This is a genomic window from Tenacibaculum sediminilitoris (genome assembly GCF_964513795.1).
GTDB classification, from domain to species: Bacteria; Bacteroidota; Bacteroidia; order Flavobacteriales; family Flavobacteriaceae; genus Polaribacter; species Polaribacter sediminilitoris.
In genome coordinates this window covers 175,789-195,992 of record NZ_CAZEQR010000022.1, presented here as the reverse complement: position 1 = coordinate 195,992, position 20,204 = coordinate 175,789, and the positions used below count along the sequence as shown (strand labels likewise).

The 20,204-nt window shown below is 31.0% G+C and carries 18 protein-coding genes and 1 pseudogene; 11 read left to right on the top strand and 8 right to left on the bottom strand.

The genetic code is table 11. The annotated features are described in order from the left end of the window. Nucleotides 1–26: 26 nt before the first annotated feature. On the bottom strand, nucleotides 27–755 hold the full coding sequence (locus ACKTSW_RS07915; RefSeq protein ID WP_408024734.1) for a hypothetical protein: 729 nt from the start codon (nucleotides 753–755) through the stop codon (nucleotides 27–29). 166 nt (nucleotides 756–921) lie between these two features. Between ACKTSW_RS07915 and ACKTSW_RS07910 the strand changes: the two genes are divergently transcribed. From ACKTSW_RS07910 to ACKTSW_RS07900, 3 genes and pseudogenes are all read left to right on the top strand, one after another. Beyond that, nucleotides 922–1,917 carry a metal-dependent hydrolase gene (locus ACKTSW_RS07910; RefSeq protein ID WP_408024733.1) on the top strand — a complete coding sequence of 332 codons (996 nt, stop codon included), beginning with the start codon at nucleotides 922–924 and terminating at the stop codon, nucleotides 1,915–1,917. Between the two features lie 368 nt (nucleotides 1,918–2,285). Further along, nucleotides 2,286–2,414 (top strand): annotated as a pseudogene (locus ACKTSW_RS07905) (integrase core domain-containing protein); the annotation flags it as partial. 230 nt (nucleotides 2,415–2,644) lie between these two features. Then, nucleotides 2,645–3,274: an SOS response-associated peptidase family protein gene (locus ACKTSW_RS07900; RefSeq protein ID WP_408024732.1), complete on the top strand. Its 630-nt coding sequence runs from the start codon at nucleotides 2,645–2,647 to the stop codon at nucleotides 3,272–3,274. A 23-nt stretch (nucleotides 3,275–3,297) separates the two neighbouring features. On the opposite strand, the gene ACKTSW_RS07895 is transcribed toward ACKTSW_RS07900, so the two are convergent. From ACKTSW_RS07895 to ACKTSW_RS07880, 4 genes are all read right to left on the bottom strand, one after another. Beyond that, the gene (locus ACKTSW_RS07895; RefSeq protein ID WP_408024731.1) at nucleotides 3,298–4,092 is read right to left on the bottom strand and encodes a patatin-like phospholipase family protein; all 795 of its coding nucleotides are present in this window, start codon (nucleotides 4,090–4,092) and stop codon (nucleotides 3,298–3,300) included. A 185-nt stretch (nucleotides 4,093–4,277) separates the two neighbouring features. Beyond that, entirely contained in the window at nucleotides 4,278–6,050 is a 1,773-nt protein-coding gene (gene typA / locus ACKTSW_RS07890) for a translational GTPase TypA (protein ID WP_408024730.1), read from the bottom strand. A 171-nt stretch (nucleotides 6,051–6,221) separates the two neighbouring features. Next, entirely contained in the window at nucleotides 6,222–6,533 is a 312-nt protein-coding gene (locus tag ACKTSW_RS07885) for an LETM1 domain-containing protein (protein ID WP_408024729.1), read from the bottom strand. Next, on the bottom strand, nucleotides 6,533–7,699 hold the full coding sequence (locus tag ACKTSW_RS07880; protein ID WP_408024753.1) for a proline dehydrogenase family protein: 1,167 nt from the start codon (nucleotides 7,697–7,699) through the stop codon (nucleotides 6,533–6,535). Before ACKTSW_RS07880 ends, ACKTSW_RS07885 begins: the two co-directional genes overlap by 1 nt. Before the next feature lie 103 nt (nucleotides 7,700–7,802). Here ACKTSW_RS07880 and aroB point away from each other — a divergent pair, with 103 nt between their 5' ends. From aroB to ACKTSW_RS07845, 7 genes are all read left to right on the top strand, one after another. Next, nucleotides 7,803–8,861, top strand: a complete 1,059-nt coding sequence (gene aroB, locus ACKTSW_RS07875) for a 3-dehydroquinate synthase (RefSeq protein WP_408024728.1) — start codon at nucleotides 7,803–7,805, stop codon at nucleotides 8,859–8,861. Nucleotides 8,862–9,371: 510 nt separating this feature from the next. Then, nucleotides 9,372–10,700, top strand: coding sequence for a signal recognition particle protein (ffh, locus tag ACKTSW_RS07870; protein ID WP_408024727.1), 1,329 nt, complete (start codon nucleotides 9,372–9,374; stop codon nucleotides 10,698–10,700). Nucleotides 10,701–11,074: 374 nt separating this feature from the next. Then, on the top strand, nucleotides 11,075–11,959 hold the full coding sequence (folD, locus tag ACKTSW_RS07865) for a bifunctional methylenetetrahydrofolate dehydrogenase/methenyltetrahydrofolate cyclohydrolase FolD (protein WP_408024726.1): 885 nt from the start codon (nucleotides 11,075–11,077) through the stop codon (nucleotides 11,957–11,959). A 391-nt stretch (nucleotides 11,960–12,350) separates the two neighbouring features. After that, a complete protein-coding gene (locus tag ACKTSW_RS07860; protein WP_408024725.1) occupies nucleotides 12,351–12,659 on the top strand; it encodes a helix-turn-helix domain-containing protein in 309 nt (102 codons plus the stop codon). Further along, on the top strand, nucleotides 12,649–13,875 hold the full coding sequence (gene dcm, locus ACKTSW_RS07855) for a DNA (cytosine-5-)-methyltransferase (protein ID WP_408024724.1): 1,227 nt from the start codon (nucleotides 12,649–12,651) through the stop codon (nucleotides 13,873–13,875). Before ACKTSW_RS07860 ends, dcm begins: the two co-directional genes overlap by 11 nt. After that, on the top strand, nucleotides 13,875–15,071 hold the full coding sequence (locus tag ACKTSW_RS07850; RefSeq protein ID WP_408024723.1) for a hypothetical protein: 1,197 nt from the start codon (nucleotides 13,875–13,877) through the stop codon (nucleotides 15,069–15,071). Before dcm ends, ACKTSW_RS07850 begins: the two co-directional genes overlap by 1 nt. Further along, on the top strand, nucleotides 15,064–16,464 hold the full coding sequence (locus tag ACKTSW_RS07845) for a Sau3AI family type II restriction endonuclease (RefSeq protein ID WP_408024722.1): 1,401 nt from the start codon (nucleotides 15,064–15,066) through the stop codon (nucleotides 16,462–16,464). Before ACKTSW_RS07850 ends, ACKTSW_RS07845 begins: the two co-directional genes overlap by 8 nt. Nucleotides 16,465–16,599: 135 nt before the next feature. Here the strand turns inward: ACKTSW_RS07845 and ACKTSW_RS07840 are convergent, their stop codons facing one another. From ACKTSW_RS07840 to pepE, 3 genes are all read right to left on the bottom strand, one after another. After that, on the bottom strand, nucleotides 16,600–17,250 hold the full coding sequence (locus ACKTSW_RS07840; protein WP_408024721.1) for a JAB domain-containing protein: 651 nt from the start codon (nucleotides 17,248–17,250) through the stop codon (nucleotides 16,600–16,602). Between the two features lie 280 nt (nucleotides 17,251–17,530). After that, nucleotides 17,531–18,232, bottom strand: coding sequence for an HU family DNA-binding protein (locus ACKTSW_RS07835; RefSeq protein WP_408024720.1), 702 nt, complete (start codon nucleotides 18,230–18,232; stop codon nucleotides 17,531–17,533). Between the two features lie 381 nt (nucleotides 18,233–18,613). Continuing rightward, nucleotides 18,614–19,321 carry a dipeptidase PepE gene (gene pepE / locus ACKTSW_RS07830; protein ID WP_408024719.1) on the bottom strand — a complete coding sequence of 236 codons (708 nt, stop codon included), beginning with the start codon at nucleotides 19,319–19,321 and terminating at the stop codon, nucleotides 18,614–18,616. A gap of 232 nt (nucleotides 19,322–19,553) precedes the next feature. Between pepE and ACKTSW_RS07825 the strand changes: the two genes are divergently transcribed. Then, nucleotides 19,554–20,087 (top strand): hypothetical protein, encoded by a 534-nt coding sequence (locus ACKTSW_RS07825; RefSeq protein WP_408024718.1) that lies wholly within the window; start codon nucleotides 19,554–19,556, stop codon nucleotides 20,085–20,087. Nucleotides 20,088–20,204: the final 117 nt, after the last annotated feature.

Genomic DNA, 20,204 nt, shown 5'->3' with positions numbered 1-20,204 from the left:
TTATTAATTTTTCTTTTTTATAGTCTTTAAAACTTAAACTTACTTTTGGTTAATTCTTCTAATAAATCATTAGGATTTCTCTTGGAGTTTTCATTACAATTTTGTCCTTCACTAAGTAACGTTGATACTTGCATCTTTTTTCTATTTGTTAACTCCCAACAAAATGAAGACAACTCGTATCCAAATGTTACCATTCCATACAAGTTCAGCTTATCTACAAGCTTTCCATCTTGGTATATCATCAAATATTGTTCTTTACCTTGAAGTGTTTGTAAATAAAAAGCGTTTGCCTGTTTTATTTTTTCGAAATTTGATGGAGTCATCACTACTCTCACTTTAGAAACTAACGAACTCTTGTAGTTACTTTTTATGTAATTGTAAACTTCTGTGTTTTCATGATTAATAGCATTTACTACCCCTACTTTGTCAAGAATTTGCAACTCTACAAATGTTGGTTTTTGAGCTATAGAATCAACATAGTTCACCGTTTTTTTGCTCGATATTTCTTTTATTGATTTTAAATATCTATTGTAGATTGTTTTATCAAACCTTTTAACAACAGCAGACACTTTAATCTTTTTTTTATAATTTGGTATTCCAAAAATTCGATAGGCTTTTTTTTGAATGGAATAACTTTGTTCTCCTACTACCCCTAACTCTATAGGTGAAGAAGCTAAGTGCAATGTTTTCTTTTTTGGCAATACATTGCAAGATACTATTAATATAGCAACGATTGCAAAAAGCAATTTTTTCATAACAAGTTACATTTGTAGATTTTAAACTGTAGGCAAATGTAAAAAATAATTTTAATCTAACGCCTATAGAGATATGGTATCTCATTATTAACAGTAACTAATATTTAAAATAAAACATAATACTTCTTACTTTTCTTTCAACTGTATTTTAGTTTATTTTTACACTATGGATTCACTTACTCAAATTATTCTTGGAGCAGCTGTTGGAGAAGCTGTTTTAGGAAAAAAAGTTGGAAATAAAGCAATGTTGTATGGAGCCATTGCGGGTACTATTCCTGATTTGGATGTATTTATAGGTAAACTATTTGATACAGTTACCGCTCTTGAAATACATAGAGGTTTTACACACTCTGTGTTTTTTGCTATTGTTTTGGGGTGGTTTTTTGGTTGGCTTATTTCTTTGTATGAAAAAGATGCCTCCACTAAAGAATGGGCACAACTTATGTTTTGGGGATTCTTAACACATCCTATTCTCGACGCTCATACTACTTGGGGAACGCAACTTTTTTGGCCTCTTGATATACGATTAGCTTTCAAAAATATTTTTGTAATTGACCCTCTATACACACTTCCTTTTTTAGTATTTCTCTTGATGGCAATGTTTCAACCAAAAGGGAATATAAAAAGGAGAAAATATAACAATCTAGGACTTATTGTGAGTAGTTCTTATATGCTACTTACTATTATTATTAAAGGAATTACCTATAGTAAATTTACACAAGCTTTAAAAGAACAGAAAATTACTTATAAAGAAATTGAAACGAAGCCTACTCCTTTTAACACTATTTTATGGTCTGCAAATGTAGAAACGGAAGACGCATACTTAATAGGGTATTACTCATTTTTTGATACTAAGCCAATTGAATTTTATTCCTACCCTAAAAATCATCATTTACTAAGCAAGTATAGTAATTACACTTCTGTAAAAAGACTTATTAAAATAACAAAAGGTTGGTATACTATTTCAGAAAAAAACAACTTGCTATATCTAAACGATTTACGTTTTGGTCTTCTAAGTGCAGCTCCTAACTTTCAACAATTTGTTTTTAGTTTTGAAATTACTAAAAAAAACAATAAACTTGTTATAAATGAAGTACCACGAAATAGTGAAAAAGCAACACAGTTATTAAAAGATTTTTGGGTTAGAATTCAAGGTAATTAACTGCTATAGTTAGTTACTTATTTCATGAAACATTTTTGCAAAAGCAATTTCATTAAAAATAAATGCTTCCTTTTTCGTTTTACCTTCCAATAGTCTTGTTACAGGGTGACACTTTAAGGTATTTAATATCATTGATGATAATAACAGATAAGCATTATATATATGTTCAGGTTTTTCAACGCCATCGATTCAAGTGATTAGTCACTTAAAACAAACCATTGAAGTTTATGGTAAACCACTAAAAATACGTGTTGATAATGATCTAAAATTTCTATCTAAGATACTTGTTGAATTCTGTACTGTTGAGGCTATTGAAATAAACCATATCCAACCAGAAAAACCATCACAAAATGTGATATGTAGAACAGTTTAATAAAACCTTTAGGGAAGATGTTATTTACGCATATTTATTCAAAAACTTCGAAGAGGTAAGGTTACAGCCTGAAATTTTTAGAGAAAATTACAACAAATATAACCCACATAAATCTTTGGGATGAAAAAGTCTAAACGAAGTTTTAAGAGAATTTTTCAAAGAGGTTAGCCTCTTTGAAAAGTATTTTGTAAATTTTAACCTTGTATAAATAAGGGGTAAGTATTCAAGGTTTCAATAAAACTCTTATTTATTTAACAAAATGGTAACAAGAATAGCTTTCTATGTAGTTTTAACTTGTTTAGTCATTGGTGTTACCATGATTTTTACTTTTAACGAGCAATAGATTATTAATAAATGAGCTACAAATTATCAAACATAGCAAGTAAGGAAAGAATTAAAGAATTTACTAGATTAAGTTTTAAGTACCCTCACTTACACAAACCTAGACGTAAAATTAACGGGTTAAAAGAACAAACAGTAAATATTATTACTATGGATAACCCTAATGAAATTACACGAGGTATATGGGGTATTTTACCTCAGAATTATACCGAAAATTGGAGTAAGTTTCAGCAAATAAAACATACACTACATGTGAGAAAAGAAGATCTTGAAAAAAATATCTTATTCAAAGAAGCATTATTTTCTAGGAGGTGCTTATTAATTGTTACAGGGTTTTATATTCATAAAATGGTAGGAAATACGATTGAAAATTATTTAGTTGAAAAAAGCAATCAAGAACCTTTTTATTTAGCTGGAATATACAATACTACTAATGATGATTTTTTAACATGTTCGGTAATCAACATTAAAGCTACAAAAGAGTTTAGTTCCATCAATAACCTATATGAAATAATGCCTCTACAAATACCAAAAATGTTTAAGAATATGTGGTTAGATTCCAAGACGAACATAAAAGATATAGACTATTTAATTAATAACCCGTATGACTCTGGACTAATAGCACAAAAAATAGCTACCTAAAATAGATAAACCAACTATTTACGCTAACTTAATTTTTCTTCTAAGTAGTTTTTAGCTGTTTTATAAATAGCATCTACTTCTTTGGTGCTAAACCCACTAAACTCTCCTAGAGGAAAACAAATAGTAGCATAAGTATCAAAAAACTTATATTCTTCTGAAGATAACATTAATAGTTTAGAAGTATGTGCTAAAACCTTTAATGTGGTGTTTAATTCTTCACTCTTTTTACTCGAAGGATACACAACATAACTACCTATTATAGGATATTCAGAATCTTTAAATGGAGTAGTTGGAAAGTTATCTATAATTCCACCATCAGAGTATAACATATCGTTTATTTTTACTGGATTAAATAAACCTGGAATAGCACACGATGCTAAAACAGGGTTTAATAAGTCTCCTTCATAAAAATATTGAGTTGCTCCTCTATTTAAATTAGTTGTGGTAACTGTTAAAGGTATTTTTAAATCTTCAAATGTTGGTTTTATCTTATCTTTTATCAACTTTGCATAATTGTAAGAGTTAAAAATTCCTGGTTTTGCAATTGTTATCCAAGTAAACTGAAATATTTCAGTAGATTTAAAAAAGTTAAGAATTTCTTTGGGTCTCATTCCTGAAGCATACATAGCTCCAACCAAAGATCCTGAACTACAAGCTGAAATAGCATTAATTTTAATATTTAACTCTTCTAATTTTTCTAGCAAAGCGATATGGGCAACACCTTTTTCTGCCCCTCCACTTAATACTAAGTTTATAGGCACATTAGCGTCTAAGCTTTTTAGTTTTTCAAGCAAACATTGATATTTTTCTTTGATCATCTTTTCTAATTTTCTATGTAGGCTTCCTTTTTTTAGGACACCTCTAAATTCGACAAATAATTATTATTAATATCAAAATTGATGAAGAATTTAACACTATCCCTTAAATAATATTGTCTATAACCTTTTCAAAAAAGAAAAGCCACCTAATTAGGTGGCTTTCTTATATAATATATACAATAATACTATTTTACAAAGTTTATTTTACGCATACGTAAGCTCTCTGGAGTTACTTCTAAATATTCATCATCTCTAATATACTCCATACATTCTTCTAAAGAAAAATCGATTTTTGGTGCAATTTTAACACTATCATCGTTACCTGAAGATCGTACGTTGGTCAATTTTTTTCCCTTAATTAGGTTAACAGCCATATCATCTGACTTTGAATTTTCACCAACTACCTGACCCTTGTATATTTCTTGGTTAGGGTCGATAAAGAAACGCCCTCTATCTTGCAAACGGTCGATTGCATAAGCAGTAGCCTTTCCTGTTTCTGATGAAATAATTGCTCCTTTTAATTCTTCAGCGAATTCTCCTTTAAATTCTCCGTATTCACTAAATCTATGGTTTATAATAGCTTGACCTGCAGTTGCTGTTAATATTTTATTACGTAAACCAATTAATCCTCTAGAAGGAATTGTAAACTCTAAGTGTTGTAAATCTCCTTTTGGCTCCATTACTAATAAATCTCCTTTTCTTAAAGAAACTAAGTTAATAGCTTTAGATGCTACATCTTCAGGAACATCTATTGATAATGTTTCATATGGTTCACTCTTAACTCCTTCAATATCTTTTAAGATTACTTGGGGGCGTCCTACTTGTAATTCATAACCTTCACGACGCATGGTTTCTATTAATACAGATAAGTGTAATACTCCGCGTCCGAAAACGTTAAATTTATCTTCTGTATCGGTTTCGTCAACACGTAAAGCTAAGTTCTTCTCCATTTCCTTAAATAAACGATCACGTAAGTGACGAGAAGTAACAAACTTACCTTCTTTTCCAAAGAAAGGAGAGTTGTTAATTGTAAACAACATACTCATGGTAGGTTGATCTACTTCAATTCTTGGTAATGCTTCTGGGTCTTCTAAATCAGCAATAGTATCACCAATTTCGAAATCATCAAGTCCTGTTACTGCACAAATATCTCCACTACGAACTTGTTCTGCTTCTGCCTTACCCATTCCTTCAAAAATGTGTAATTCTTTAATACGCACTTTTTTCGTAGTTCCATCTGCTTTACAAAGCATGTAATCTTTGTTTCTTTCTAAATCTCCACGATATACACGTCCAATCGCAATTCTACCTTTAAAAGAAGAATAATCTAACGATGTAATTTGCATTTGTGTTGATCCTTCACGATAAGGTGCTTCTGGAATTGTTTCGATAACAGCATCTAATAAATCGATGATATCTTCTTTTGGATCTTGCCAATCAGTGCTCATCCAACCATTTTTAGCTGACCCATAAATAGTGGTAAAATCTAATTGTTCTTCATTTGCTTCTAAAGCAAACATTAAATCGAACACTTTTTCATGAACTAAATCTGGTGTACAATTTTCTTTATCTACCTTATTTACTACTACGATAGGTGTTAATCCTAATTCGATTGCTTTTCCTAATACAAAACGTGTTTGTGGCATTGGTCCTTCAAAAGCATCAACCAATAATAAAACTCCATCTGCCATTTTTAATACACGTTCTACTTCTCCACCAAAGTCGGCGTGCCCAGGAGTATCAATTACATTAATTTTAACCCCTTTATAGTTTACTGATACATTTTTAGATAAAATAGTAATACCGCGTTCACGTTCTAAATCGTTGTTATCTAATAATAAATCTGTACGTTCTTTACGGTCATCTAAAATTTTAGCTTGATCTATAATTTTGTCTACCAAGGTTGTCTTTCCGTGGTCAACGTGTGCTATAATAGCAATATTTCTTATTGATTGCATTCTTGCTTATTTTGAAGCTGCAAAAGTAGTGTTTTATTATTTAGGAATTATGAATTTTTATACACGAATTCTTAATGTATTATTTGACGCTATATAAAAACAAATTTTAATGTCTTTTTCTAGTGATTTAAAAATTATTTTTTAGGCTTATTTTTTTATTTAAGAAGTAAATTACTCTTCTAAATTAGGTTTATTTAGCTCTTCATCATCTTCTTTAAAAGCACTAGGAAGAATATCTGGAATTAATTTTATAAGTAAAGGCAAAAGCAATGCACCTCCTGGTAACATAAATACAGTAAAAGCTGGTACTGCTTTACAAATATCTAATGTTTGTTCTTTTACTTTTGCTTTTTCTTCGGATGTTAATGAAGTGGTTAATGATTTTCTAACAAGATACACAAGCTCCCTACTTTCTTGAAGCTCTTTAGCTAATCTTTTTTTATTCTTGAAGACGGCTTCTTTTATTTCATCAACAGTATTCATTAAAGCTTTCTACGTGCTTTTTCTGACTTAATTAAACTTAGTTCTCTTGATGTTTGTCCTGCTACCGAAGTATTCTCTTCTGCTCTTCGAATAAGGTATGGCATTACATCACGAACAGGACCAAAAGGAACATATTTTGCTACATTATATCCTTCTTTTGATAAATTAAAGCTAATATGATCACTCATTCCATACAGTTGACCAAACCACATACGCTTGTCATTAGGTGCTATATTATGTTCTTTGGCTAAATCCATTAACAAATAAGAACTTTCTTCATTATGAGTTCCAGCAAAAATTGCCATTTTTTTATGATTCATCATATAACGAACTGCTTCGTTATAATTATCATCTGTAGCTTTTTTATCGACACAAATAGGAGATTCATAACCTTTTTCATTGGCTCTTTCTCGTTCTTTTTCCATGTAGGCTCCACGAACAACTTTCATTCCAATATGGTATCCTTTTTGGTGTGCTCTTTGATGTAAAGCTCTTAAATAATCCATACGATCATGACGATACATTTGTAGTGTATTGAAAACAATAACTTTTTCTTGGTTATAAATTTCCATTAACTCTTCAATTAAATCATCTGCGGCGTCTTGCATCCAACTTTCTTCCGCATCTATTAATAAAGGAACATCTTTTTCTTTCGCTGCTTTACATACAGTATGAAAACGCTCTACAACTCTATCCCACTCTACTTTCTCTTCTGGGGTTAACTCTTTTCCTTCAGTTAATTTTTGATATAAAGCAAAACGACCAAAACCAGTAGGTTTAAAAACAGCATAAGGAATAGATTCTTTCTCTTTAGCAAAATCAATTGTTTTTAAGGTCATTCTTAAAGCATCATCAAACTGTGCTTCGGTTTCTTTTCCTTCAACTGAATAATCTAAAACACTATGTACGTTAGTTTCTTTATACATTTTTTCGATATTTGGTAAGCAATCATCTTCACTTACACCTCCACAAAAATGATCAAAAACTGTTGAGCGAATTAAACCTTCAACTGGTAAGTGTGCTTTTAAAGCAAAGTTTGTTACCGTAGTTCCTATTCGAACCATTGGTTGGCTCTGAATCATTTTAAACAAAAAATACGCACGTTCTAACTCTGAGTCAGATTTTAATTTAAAAGCAGTTTCTGTATTGTCAAAAAGTCCCATTATCGAGGTAATATTATATCTTTATTTATTGAGACAAATATAATTGAGTAGACTGATATATTTTAATTTTTTCTATTTAATTTCGCCTTATATTTTTTTGTTATTTATGACCACAATTAATGCAGCAACATACCCTATTCATTTTAATGAAAAAGGCTATAATGAATTAACTTCTTTAGTTTCTAATAAAAACTATTCTTCTATCTTTATTTTAGTAGATGACAATACTTTAGATTGTTGTTATCCTCGATTTATGCAATTATTTGCTACAGATAAGCCCATAGAAGTTATTCAAATTGATGCTGGTGAAGTTCATAAAAACATAGAAACTTGTATGGGAGTTTGGAATGTAATGACGGAGTTAGGGGCTGATAGAAAAAGCTTATTGATTACCTTAGGTGGTGGTGTGATTACTGATTTAGGTGGTTTTGTTGCTTCTACATTTAAACGTGGAATTGATTTTGTGAATATTCCTACAACTTTATTAAGCATGGTAGATGCTTCTGTTGGTGGAAAAACAGGTGTTGATTTAGGCGTATTAAAAAATCAGATTGGTGTATTCGCTAACCCTGAGTTAATTATTATTGATCCTGAATACTTGCATACAGTAACTCCTAGAGAAATTCGTTCTGGTACTGCTGAAATCATTAAATATGGAATGACGCACGACATTAAGTTATTTAACGAAATTAAAGATAACGATAAGCTTAATATTGTTGACTTGATTCATCGTTCGATAGAAATTAAGAATGAAGTTGTTTTAGAAGACCCTAAAGAACAAGGTGTTCGTAAGGTTTTAAACTGGGGGCATACTATAGGGCATGGTGTAGAGTCTTATTTTTTAGAGAACCAAAAAAAAGAAGCGCTAACGCATGGTGAAGCTATTGCAATTGGAATGGTTTGCGAAGCTTACTTATCATCAAAAGTATTAGAATTTCCTGAAAATAAAGTTTCTGAAATAAAAGAGGCTATTATTAAAACCTATGGTAAAGTAACTTTATCAGAAGATGATTTTCAGCCTATTCTTGAGTTGATGAAACATGATAAAAAGAATATAGGGGGAGAAATTAACTTTGTACTTCTTAACGATTATGAAGATTTTCAAATTAATGTTAAAGCTTCGGAAAAACTAATTAAAGAAAGTCTTAATTATTATAATTTATAAGTCGTCCTAAAATAGGTTGACCGTTTTATAATTAAGACTCAAATGTGTTTTTTTTCATCATAGGTTCTATTAATTCCTATACCAACCTGTCTAAATCACTAAAGTTTTTACATCTAATAAAATAAGAAGTTCTGTTTTTGAGTATTCCATTGTTACGGAAGCTACAAATAGGCAACTGAGCCATTACGGCTAACATGTAAGCTAATTGTTTTTTAGGAAAAATGATACAGAGCCAAGGTTGGAAGCCATTATCCGTTCCTAAAAATGCTTCAAAAAGTTACAATAAAGAAGAGTTTCGCGAAGAAAAAAAGACCTAAGCATTTTACGGATGATGTATAGCCTCCTCCCCTACTCATAACGATTAAAAAACTTCCAAAAAAGATTATTATTCTTACTAATTGTAAAAAAACATACACTTTTATACTATTTAATCAAAAAAATATGCTAACAAATTGCTAAAAACTAACAACTAATAACTAAATTTGTGCCTCTAAAAAATGAAGCCGATACATGTTTAATAATTTAAGCGAAAAGTTAGATAAAGCGTTACATACGCTGAAAGGACACGGAAAAATTACCGAAGTTAACGTTGCAGAAACTTTAAAAGAAGTTCGTAGAGCTTTATTAGATGCCGATGTTAACTTTAAAATAGCAAAGAATTTTACCAAAACAGTAAAAGAAAAAGCCTTAGGTCAAGACGTATTAACTACGTTAAACCCTGGGCAATTAATGGTAAAATTGGTAAAAGATGAATTAACCGAATTAATGGGAGGTGATACCGTTGGTATTAACTTAGCAGGTTCACCTACTGTAATTTTAATGTCTGGTTTACAAGGTTCGGGTAAAACAACCTTTTCTGGTAAATTAGCTAACTACCTTAAAACTAAGAAAACGAAGCAGGTTTTATTAGTAGGGTGTGATGTATATCGTCCTGCCGCAATTAATCAGTTACGTGTTGTTGGAGAACAAATTGGAGTTGAGGTATATGCAGAAGAAGGAAATCAAAACCCTGTAGAAATTTCTCAAAATGCAATTAAGCATGCAAAAGCAAACGGTAAAAATGTGGTGATTATTGATACCGCGGGTCGTTTAGCTGTTGATGAAGAAATGATGACCGAAATCTCTAACATTCATAAAGCGGTAAAACCACAAGAAACATTATTTGTGGTAGACTCTATGACAGGGCAAGATGCTGTAAACACAGCTAAAGCCTTTAACGATGTATTAAACTTTGATGGAGTTATATTAACGAAGTTAGATGGTGATACACGTGGGGGTGCTGCGATATCAATTAAATCGGTAGTAAACAAACCAATTAAGTTTATTGGTACGGGTGAAAAAATGGATGCAATTGATGTATTCCACCCAAGTCGTATGGCCGATCGTATTTTAGGAATGGGAGACGTTGTTTCGTTAGTAGAGCGTGCCCAAGAACAATACGATGAAGAAGAGGCTAGAAAACTACAAAAGAAAATTGCTAAAAATCAGTTTGGTTTTGATGATTTCTTAAATCAAATCAATCAAATTAAAAAGATGGGTAGCATGAAAGACTTGGTAGGTATGATTCCTGGTGCTGGTAAGGCCTTAAAAGATGTTGATATTGACGATGATGCTTTTAAAGGAATTGAAGCTATTATACACTCTATGACTCCTGAAGAAAGAAGTACGCCTTCTGTTATTAATGCGAGTCGTAAAAAACGTATTGCAAAAGGATCAGGAACCTCGGTACAAGAAATTAACCAGTTAATGAAGCAATTTGATCAAATGAGCAAAATGATGAAAATGATGCAAGGTGGTGGCGGAAGAAAAATGATGCAAATGATGAAAGGCATGAGATAATATAAAAAAGATAGGCTTCTGCCTGTCTTTTTTTATTTAGTTTACAGTGCCAAAGTAAACAGCATTCTGTAAGCTGTATTTATGAGTTTTAAAACGTTACTAGCATACAAAAAAGGGGTTGAATTAGCTATATAAATTTTTTAAATAACTAAAAACTTTCCCGTTGCTAAACAATTTGCTTTAGCATGTAACTATATTGATATTAAGAAGAAGAAAGAACTAGAAAACAAAAGCGAAGAAGTTGGGAAATTAATCAATTACATGATTAACAATCCTAATAAATTTGGAATATAACAACACAACAACTGTATACTGAAGGCTGTGTACTTGAATACTCTTTACCAGAAACTGTATACTGAAAACTTAACAAGACTATGATTTTACTAGACGGTAAAAAGACATCAGCAGACATTAAAGAAGAAATTGCTTTAGAAGTAGCAGTATTAAAAGCAAACGATAAAAAAACACCGCATTTAGCAGCCGTTATTGTTGGTAGCGACGGTGCAAGTTTAACCTATGTAAATGCAAAAGTTAAGGCGTGCGAACGTGTAGGTTTTGAATCTACTTTACTTCGTCTTCCTGAAGATACTACTGAAGAAGAACTATTAAACGAAATTGCTATTTTAAATATTGATAACGATATTGATGGTTTTATAGTACAATTACCCCTACCCGATCATATTGACGAACAAAAGGTATTAATGGCTGTAAACCCTGATAAAGATGTAGACGGTTTCCACCCTATGAATGTAGGAAAAATGGCCTTAAACTTACCAACCTACATTTCTGCAACTCCTTTTGGAATTTTAGAATTGTTAGGTCGTTATAATATTGAAACCTCTGGTAAAGATGTAGTAGTTATTGGTCGTAGTCATATTGTAGGAAGCCCAATGAGTATTTTACTATCTCAAAAAAGAAAAGTAGGAAACGCAACCGTTACCCTAGCACACAGTAGAACCAAAAACCTGCAAGAGGTTACTAAAAGAGCCGATATTATTGTGGCTGCTATTGGTATTCCTGAGTTTTTAAAAGGTGATATGGTAAAAGATGGTGTAGTAATTATTGATGTAGGAATTACTCGTGTTGCTGACCCTTCTAAGAAAAGAGGATTTAGATTGGTAGGTGATGTTGCTTTTAACGAAGTAGTAGAAAAAGCATCGCACATAACACCTGTACCAGGTGGTGTAGGCCCTATGACGATTGCTATGCTCTTAAAAAACACTTTAATAGCTTGCGAACGTAGACAAGAAAAGGCGTAATAAAACAACTTTATATATAATTGAAAAGACTGCTTTTAAGGGCAGTCTTTTTTGTTATAAAACTTATCCTTAATTCTCTATCAAGAAAACCTTTTAGATTTAATTACTCTTTTTGTTATATTAGCTGACATTAAAAAACAAAAAAATTGCAATAGTTACATTTATCACCCTTTTAGGACATAATAATAACTCTAAAAGCAACTATTTAAACAAGTTACCTACAAAACAGAAGAAAGTCACGACACATTTATATATATTTTTTTACTCATACCTCACAAAATGAAAATAGCTTACCCTTCTCAAATCCTCAAAAAATAATCTTAATTAAAAGTTGTAAAACTGAATTGTTTTTCTAAATTTGGACAATATTTGTCTAAAACAATTTTGACCAATGAAAACATTAGGCGACACTTTAAAATGCGCTAGAGAGGAAAAAGAATTGATACTTCGAAAAGTTGCGGCTGAAGTAGATATTGACCAATCTCTGATAAGTAAATTTGAAAAAAATGAGCGAAAACCAACAATGGAGCAACTCATTAGACTTGCTAAATTTTATGGACTTTCTGAAAGTGAATTAACCATTAATTGGTATTCAGAAAAAATTGCAGATGAATTAAAATATACAGAATCTACTTCTGAAATTCTAAAAGTAGCAGAAGAAAAAATCAAATATTATAAAACCCAAGTAAATGGAAAATAAGACATTAAAAGTAGCTGAATTGTTTGCAGGAGTCGGTGGTTTCCGCCTTGGACTTGAAAAGAGTAACTATAAAGTTGTTTGGAGTAATCAATGGGAACCTTCAACAAAAATGCAACACGCTTCATTGGTTTATGAAGCAAAGTTTGGTAAAGAGAACCATTCAAATCAAGATATTGCAACTGTTGCAACAAACGAAATTCCAGATCACGATTTACTTTGTGGCGGGTTTCCTTGCCAAGATTATTCTGTTGCAACAACATTGCATAATTCAAAAGGATTAAAAGGTAAAAAAGGAGTTCTTTGGTGGTCTATTCACCGAATTTTAGAAGAAAAAAAGAACAAGCCAAAATATCTATTTTTAGAAAATGTAGATAGACTTTTAAAATCACCTGCAAAACAAAGAGGAAGAGATTTTGCAGTTATGTTACAAAGTTTAAATGAGCTTGGTTATGCTGTAGAGTGGCGAGTAATTAATGCGGCAGAATATGGAATGCCACAAAGAAGACGAAGGGTTTTCTTTATTGGTTACCATAAGTCTACAGAAATATATAAAAGGCTTCAAAAAGCAGAGAAAATCAATTGGTTAACAAAGAAAGGAACAATTGCAAATGCTTTTCCTGTTAACAACACAAATTCAATTCAAGAAATCGAACTGAAAGGAGATTTAGTTGAAATAACAAATAATTTTAACAAAAACGGAAAGCTCTCTCCTTTTCAAAATACAGGTTTACTTGTAAATGGTAAAGTCTTCACTACTAAGACAGAACCAAATTATGATGGTGAAAGAACTGTTTTAGGAGATATTCTACAAAACGGAGAAGTAACATCTGAATTTTTCATTAACGAAAATGATAAACCAAAATGGGAATATCTAAAAGGTGCTAAAAAAGAAAAAAGAACAACTAAAGACGGGTTTGAATACAATTACAGTGAAGGAGGAATGATTTATCCAGACGCTCTTGATAATGCTTCAAGAACAATAATTACAGGAGAAGGCGGAAAATCACCTTCAAGGTTTAAACACGTAGTTGTATCTGACAGAGGTTTAAGAAGATTGACACCTGTTGAATTGGAAAGACTTAATATGTTTCCAGATAATCACACCAAACTTGAAGGAATTACAGATACTAAACGTGCTTTTTTTATGGGAAATGCTTTAGTTGTTGGTGTAATCGAAAAAATAGGAGAAGAACTTTATAAACAAATAAATTCATAATGCCAGGGTATTTATTTAGTATTGGAAAAAAAAACAATAAACCTGACTTCGATTCATTAAAAGATTGTATAGACAAAGGAGTTTATTCTACAATTATACAAGAACCAAAAAATGGCTGGAATGGAACTTGGAATACTCCACAAGAAGGAACAGTTGCAGATTATCTTTCAATGAGAGAAGGAGATAATATTTATTTTTTTATTGACAGAAAAATTTATGGAATTGGTAGGTTGGTTAATATAAATGGTAATTGTAAATTTCTAAATTATCCCAATGCGAATGTTCCATATGATCAAGAATATAATAATATACAAGACCATTTACTTTATGATAATGGACAAAACAGTGTAAACAATAGATTCATTTGCACATTCGAACCTTTTCCATATTTTTTTCAGAATGGAATTGATATGGACGAAATATTATCTTCTGCGCCAGAAAAATTCAAAATTTTAAGAGCTTTTTGGAAATTAAGCTTTATTAAATTTTCAGACACAGAAAATCAAGCTTTTAAAAACATTATATTAAGAAGAAACATTGATGCAATTAGTACCCCAAATAATGTTAATACCTTCGGGAGTAATTATCGGGTTAATCACAACATGATAAGAGAAAAAACAAATAATAATACTGATTATCAATTAGGAGTAGCACCTTTTTTAAACACTATAAATAATAAAAATGGAAGTTTAAGACATGAAATGGCTATTGAAGCATCACTTATTTATCAAATAACAAATAATTTACAAAATGCAATAAACATATTTGGCTCTTGGGATTATATTACTCATCAAGTTATAGCTTCACCGTTTAAACCTGTTGATTATATGGATAAAATGGATGTCTTCGGCTATAAATATATCCAAAATCAAAAACCAACGATTTCAGATTATTTAGTAGTAGAAATAAAAAAAAATGTGGTTAACTCTCAAGACATACTACAATTAATGAAATACGTTGATTGGGTAAAAAATGAATACACTTATGGTGATTATAGTATGATTAATGCATTTATGCTTGGTTTTAGTTACACAGAAGATGCTTTAGATACTTTTCTTAAAAATGTCGAGCGTAAATTCATAAAAGGTGTAAGACCTTCAGTTTCTACAGAATGGAAAAACGTAAAATTAATTCAGTACAAATTCAACGAAGAGAATAATTTATTAGACTTCACAGATATTACGCCAAATGAATAACAAAAGGAATTTTGATATAAACTCATCAAATTCAATTATTGAGTTTGCAAAACAGCTTAAAAAACAATCTTTAAGACAAGCTTGTGGTTCTGAAATTGAAAAACACGGTTATAAAGGAAAAGGAAATTTTGGTCAAATATTAGAGAAGTTTTATTTTGGTTATGAACCAAATTCAGATGCTGAGCCTGACTTTAAAGAAGCAGGGATAGAACTTAAATCAAGTCCTTTGAAAACTTTAAAAAATGGAGAGTTTCGTTCAAAAGAAAGGCTTGTTTTAAATATCATCAACTATCTTGAAGTTCACAAAGAAAACTTTGAGAATAGTTCGTTTTGGAAAAAAAATGCTCATTTGCTTTTAGTCTTTTATCTACACGACAAAGATTTAGATTTACTTGACTACATAATTAAATTGGTTGATGATTGGAAGTACCCTAATGAAGATTTGAAAATTATCAAACACGATTGGGAAACAATTAATCAAAAAATAAAAGACGGAAAAGCGCACGAATTATCGGAAGGAGATACTTTTTATCTTGGAGCTTGTACAAAAGGTTCTACAGCCTTAAAATCCTATCGTGACCAACCTTTTAATAAAGAAAAAGCTAAACAAAGAGCCTATTCACTTAAACAGGGTTATGTAAATCATATAATTGCTAATATCGCTCAAGAAGAAACTGCGGTTTATGGAAAGATAATTGAACAACCTGAAATACTTGACTTAGCTGAGTCAATTGAAGATGTTGTAATTTCTAAGTTTCAACCTTTTTTCGGAAAATCAGCAAAACAAATTGAGCAAGAGTTAGGTTTAGAATTAAACTCAAAAGCTAAAAGCTATTTTGCAAATCTTACTAATGCTATTCTTGGACTTAAACTCGGGCAAAAAATTGAAGAATTTGAAAAAGCAGATATTATAGTTAAGACTATTCGTCTTAAAGAAAATAATTTGCCAAAAGAAGATATTTCATTTCCAACTTTTAAATATCAAGAACTGGTTAATACTGATTGGGAAAATTCTGATTTTAAGAATATTTTAGAAAGTAAGTTTTTCTTTGTGTTTTATCAATTTGAAGGAAAAAGATTGATTTTACGAAAAGTAAAATTTTGGAATATGTCGTATTCTGACATTACAGAAGCTAAATCAGTTTGGGACAAAATGATTGAGACAATTTCAAAAGGAGAAATAGTAAAAGAAGTGACAAAAAAGGGAATAAGAAAAACATATTTCCCAAAGAAAACAAAGAATAGAATAAGTCACGTTAGACCACACGCAAGAAATGCAGAAGACACTTATGATTTACCAGTTGCCGACAAGCTAACAGGGTTAACCGAATTTACAAAACATTGTTTTTGGTTAAATGCGAGTTACGTAAAAGATGAAATTTATGAGAAATAAGTCCAACACTATCTTTAAGCACATTGCACCCCTCATTCTTATGGTTGTAAAGTATTTTCGTGTCAATGCTAAATCACAAATTGAAAAAAGTCAGCGTACAAACTAGCTATCCCTTCCAACCAACTAAAACAATCACTACTTCCCCCTCCTAACACGCAGCTTCTCCACCTCTTCAATAGTAAGACCTGTGGAATCTGCAATGGTACTCGTATCAACACCTTTCCTTTTCAAATTTTTAGCAATTTCTATTTTCTCATTACGTTTAGCAATTTCAGCAGCCTCTTTTTTAAGACGTTGCTCCAGTACATATTTAGGAACATATTTAGTGCTTTTTGCTAACTCTTGTAAAAGCCCAGTATTAGCAAAACTTAAATAGCTTTTATCAGAAATAATTAAATGGTCTATTACATGTGTATTTACTATAATACCTACTTGTATCAACCTATCTGTTAGGTTTTTGTCATTGTCTGACGGAGTTAATTCACCACTTGGGTGGTTATGACATAACATTATTTTTACAGCCCTTTTTTGCAATGCAAGACTAAAAACTTCCATAGGTTCTACCAAAGTAGCATTGATAGTGCCTAAGCTTATTAACTCAATAAAAAGAATACGGTTGTTGTTTTCTAGCCCTATAACCCAAAAGTGTTCACGGTTTTGGTCTATCTTACTTTCACGAAGTAATATTTTTTGCATTATTCCGTAGATATCATCGGAATTTAAGATTTTTATCTTCTCTTGTTCTGTCAATTTTATGTCCATATCGTAAAAATATGATTTTTTCAAAGATAGCCTATATAGTTTTTATAGAAAGTAGTTTTTTTAGCATAGGCTGTTCTTTCTTTTTTTATAGGTTACAAACAACACGTTTTAGCTATTTGTAACCCCAAAAATATAATCGGGTCGATAACCCGAGCCTAATCAGGTCGGCAACCCGAGCCTCATCAGGTCAACGCACAAAGCCTAATTGGGTTGGCAACCCGAGCCTAATGAGAATGGTTCCCACAAAAAAAAGCTCATAAATACTATCATCTATGAACTTTTACCTGTATACTTATATGCTTTACTAAGCAGCGGTTACTGTAAATGTTGATTCTGAAACACGAACCTCTTTTAAGAATATTCCTGCTGTATACGTTGCCTGTGTTTTAATTCTAATTTTATAAGTACCTGTTGCTAAAGTAGGTACCTGCCCTATTACTTTTTTATAACCATTTTGAGCTAAGTGTTGTACTTTGGTTTCTGTACCATCTTCTGCAACAAAATACAAACCTATTTCTTCTTTATCTCCTTCAACCTTTAATCTAACTCCGTTTAACTCAAACAATCCGTTAGAGGTTATGGTAGTATTGGTTGTTTGGCTTGTAATATCTTTACAGTTATTAATTAAAGTACTGGTAATAGGAGCTGTTATTTTTTGCAGCGGAATGTCTTCTTTTATCTCGTTAATAAGTTTTCCGCCATTTAAATTTACATGTAGTTTATGAATATCGGGGTTAAAGCTGTCTTCCTCAGTTTCAAACACTCCAGAAATAGAATAGCCTATGTTTACCATAGGTAAGTTAATGTTATCGCCCTCTTCTATAGATTCTATAATTTCTTCGTAATACGAGTTTAATACCGCCACAATATCGGTTTTGCTTACTAAATTTCGTTTGCTTAACATTTTTTCAATAAGCTCATCTTGGTTAATCGTACGCTCGGTTAATACACGTGCTGTGTAGTTGGCTTCGTCTGTTAATCTATTTTCAGTTAAATAATACTTCATAATATCAATTTTTAAATTACGTTACTTTTTCAATAGTATTTACGGTAAGTGCATGTTTAAACATTAAATGAAAAAACATTGCAAGCCTCACCTATGTAAATTGGTGCTAATTTTTAAAAAAGGATACCTAAATATTAAACAATGAAATAGTAATAGCAACTTACTTTTATATACCTTTTTCTTATAGCGAAACTAAAATACTCTTTTTTTAAAAAGCTTGGTGTTTTTTGAGAAAATTTTAACATAACAACTACTTACACAATGCTATAAGGTTTGTAAACATCGTTTTAATAACGCTAAACAAGGCAATACTAAAAAAACTCCAAACATTAAGGTTTGGAGTTTTTTATAAGCGATACTCTTTTTTTTATTGCTGCTGTGTTAAAAATACTGCGTAATTTCTGTATCGGTAGCCAACTCTACCGCTTCTTCATTTTGCTTAAATAAACGTGCTGTATAGTTTCCTCTTAATACCATTGAATCTCCGTTAACTTCTAACCAACTACCTTCACGTAAGCCTAACACAGGGGTTTCGTTAAATATATGGTATTCTTTAATACGGGTTTCTCTAGTTTCTCCCATATGGGTTGAATCTGGGTTTGGGTCTAAATAATGTGCATTGATGTTAAACGGAATAAGCCCTAAAGTTTTAAAACTTGGTGGATATACGATAGGCATATCGTTGGTGTTCATCATCGTTACTCCACAAATATTACTTCCTGCGCTAGTACCTAAATACGGAGTTCCGTTTTCTACAGCCTTTATTAAAACTGAAATAATGTTATTTTTATACAACTGGTTTACCAATTCAAACGTATTACCGCCTCCTGTAAATATAGCCTCCGCTTGCTGAACAGCTTCTTTCGTATTATCAAACTCATGAATCCCTTTTACCTCTTTGTTAATTGTAGCAAAAGCTTTACGGGCTACTGCAGTATATTCATCATAGGTTTTACCACTTGCGCGTGCATACGGTATAAATAATATAGTAGAGGCTTCTTTAAAAAAATTAGTTAAGGTTGGTAAAATATAAGCTAAATATTCACTGCCGTGAACAGTTGAGGTACTTGCGATAAGTAATTTTTTCATTTTTTCTTTGTTATGCGTTGTAATGGTTTTCTTTTTTTGTAGATGTTTAATACATACTTTACAACCTACTATAAATGCTTATTTATAAAATAATGGATTGTGCACGTTTTTATATTACAAATATAACAGTTATTAAAAAAACTAAAATTTTATATAAATAAAGTAGGGTAATTTAAATCACGCTTGTTTTTGATAGGTACAGTTTAATAAATCAAAAAAATCATATAAAATTATGAAAAAAATATTTTTCATCTTTACAATTGCATTATTATTCTCTTGTTCTGATTCTGTTGAAATACCAACCTCTAATGTTTCTACTTCTGATATAGAGGGTGTTTGGAATTTAACTAGCTTAACTTCAGAGGTTAATACAAAAGTTACATCACTTGATTCGTCTTATGAAAATGAGTCAATTACTACTCATGGAGAAGAGTATAATTTTTCTTTTAATTTTTCACAAAACCCTAATGTGTATACTACTGAGGGGACACTTAATGTAGTTACGGAAACTGTGATTAATGATGAAACAGAAACTACAAAGCACGAAGCAAACACTGTTCAAGGTTTAAGTACTGGTGAATGGAAAGTGAGTGGAAAAAACCTAATATTTAAAAAAGGTGATAATGGTGCAATACAATCAAAATTCACTATTGAATGGTTTTCTAAAAACAAAATGGTGTTAAAACGAAATTTATCTGAAAATAAGGTAAAAAACAACTCCTTTATTGTAGTAACAGGAGCTTCTACTATTATTTTAGAAAGATAGTATTTCTATTGTCTCTTAAAATTACAAAGCCGCCTAAAAGTAACCTTTTTAGGCGGTTTTTGTTTGTTTAACAAAAATTTACCATGTTCTTAAAACATTTTTAAGAAGACTTGGTGG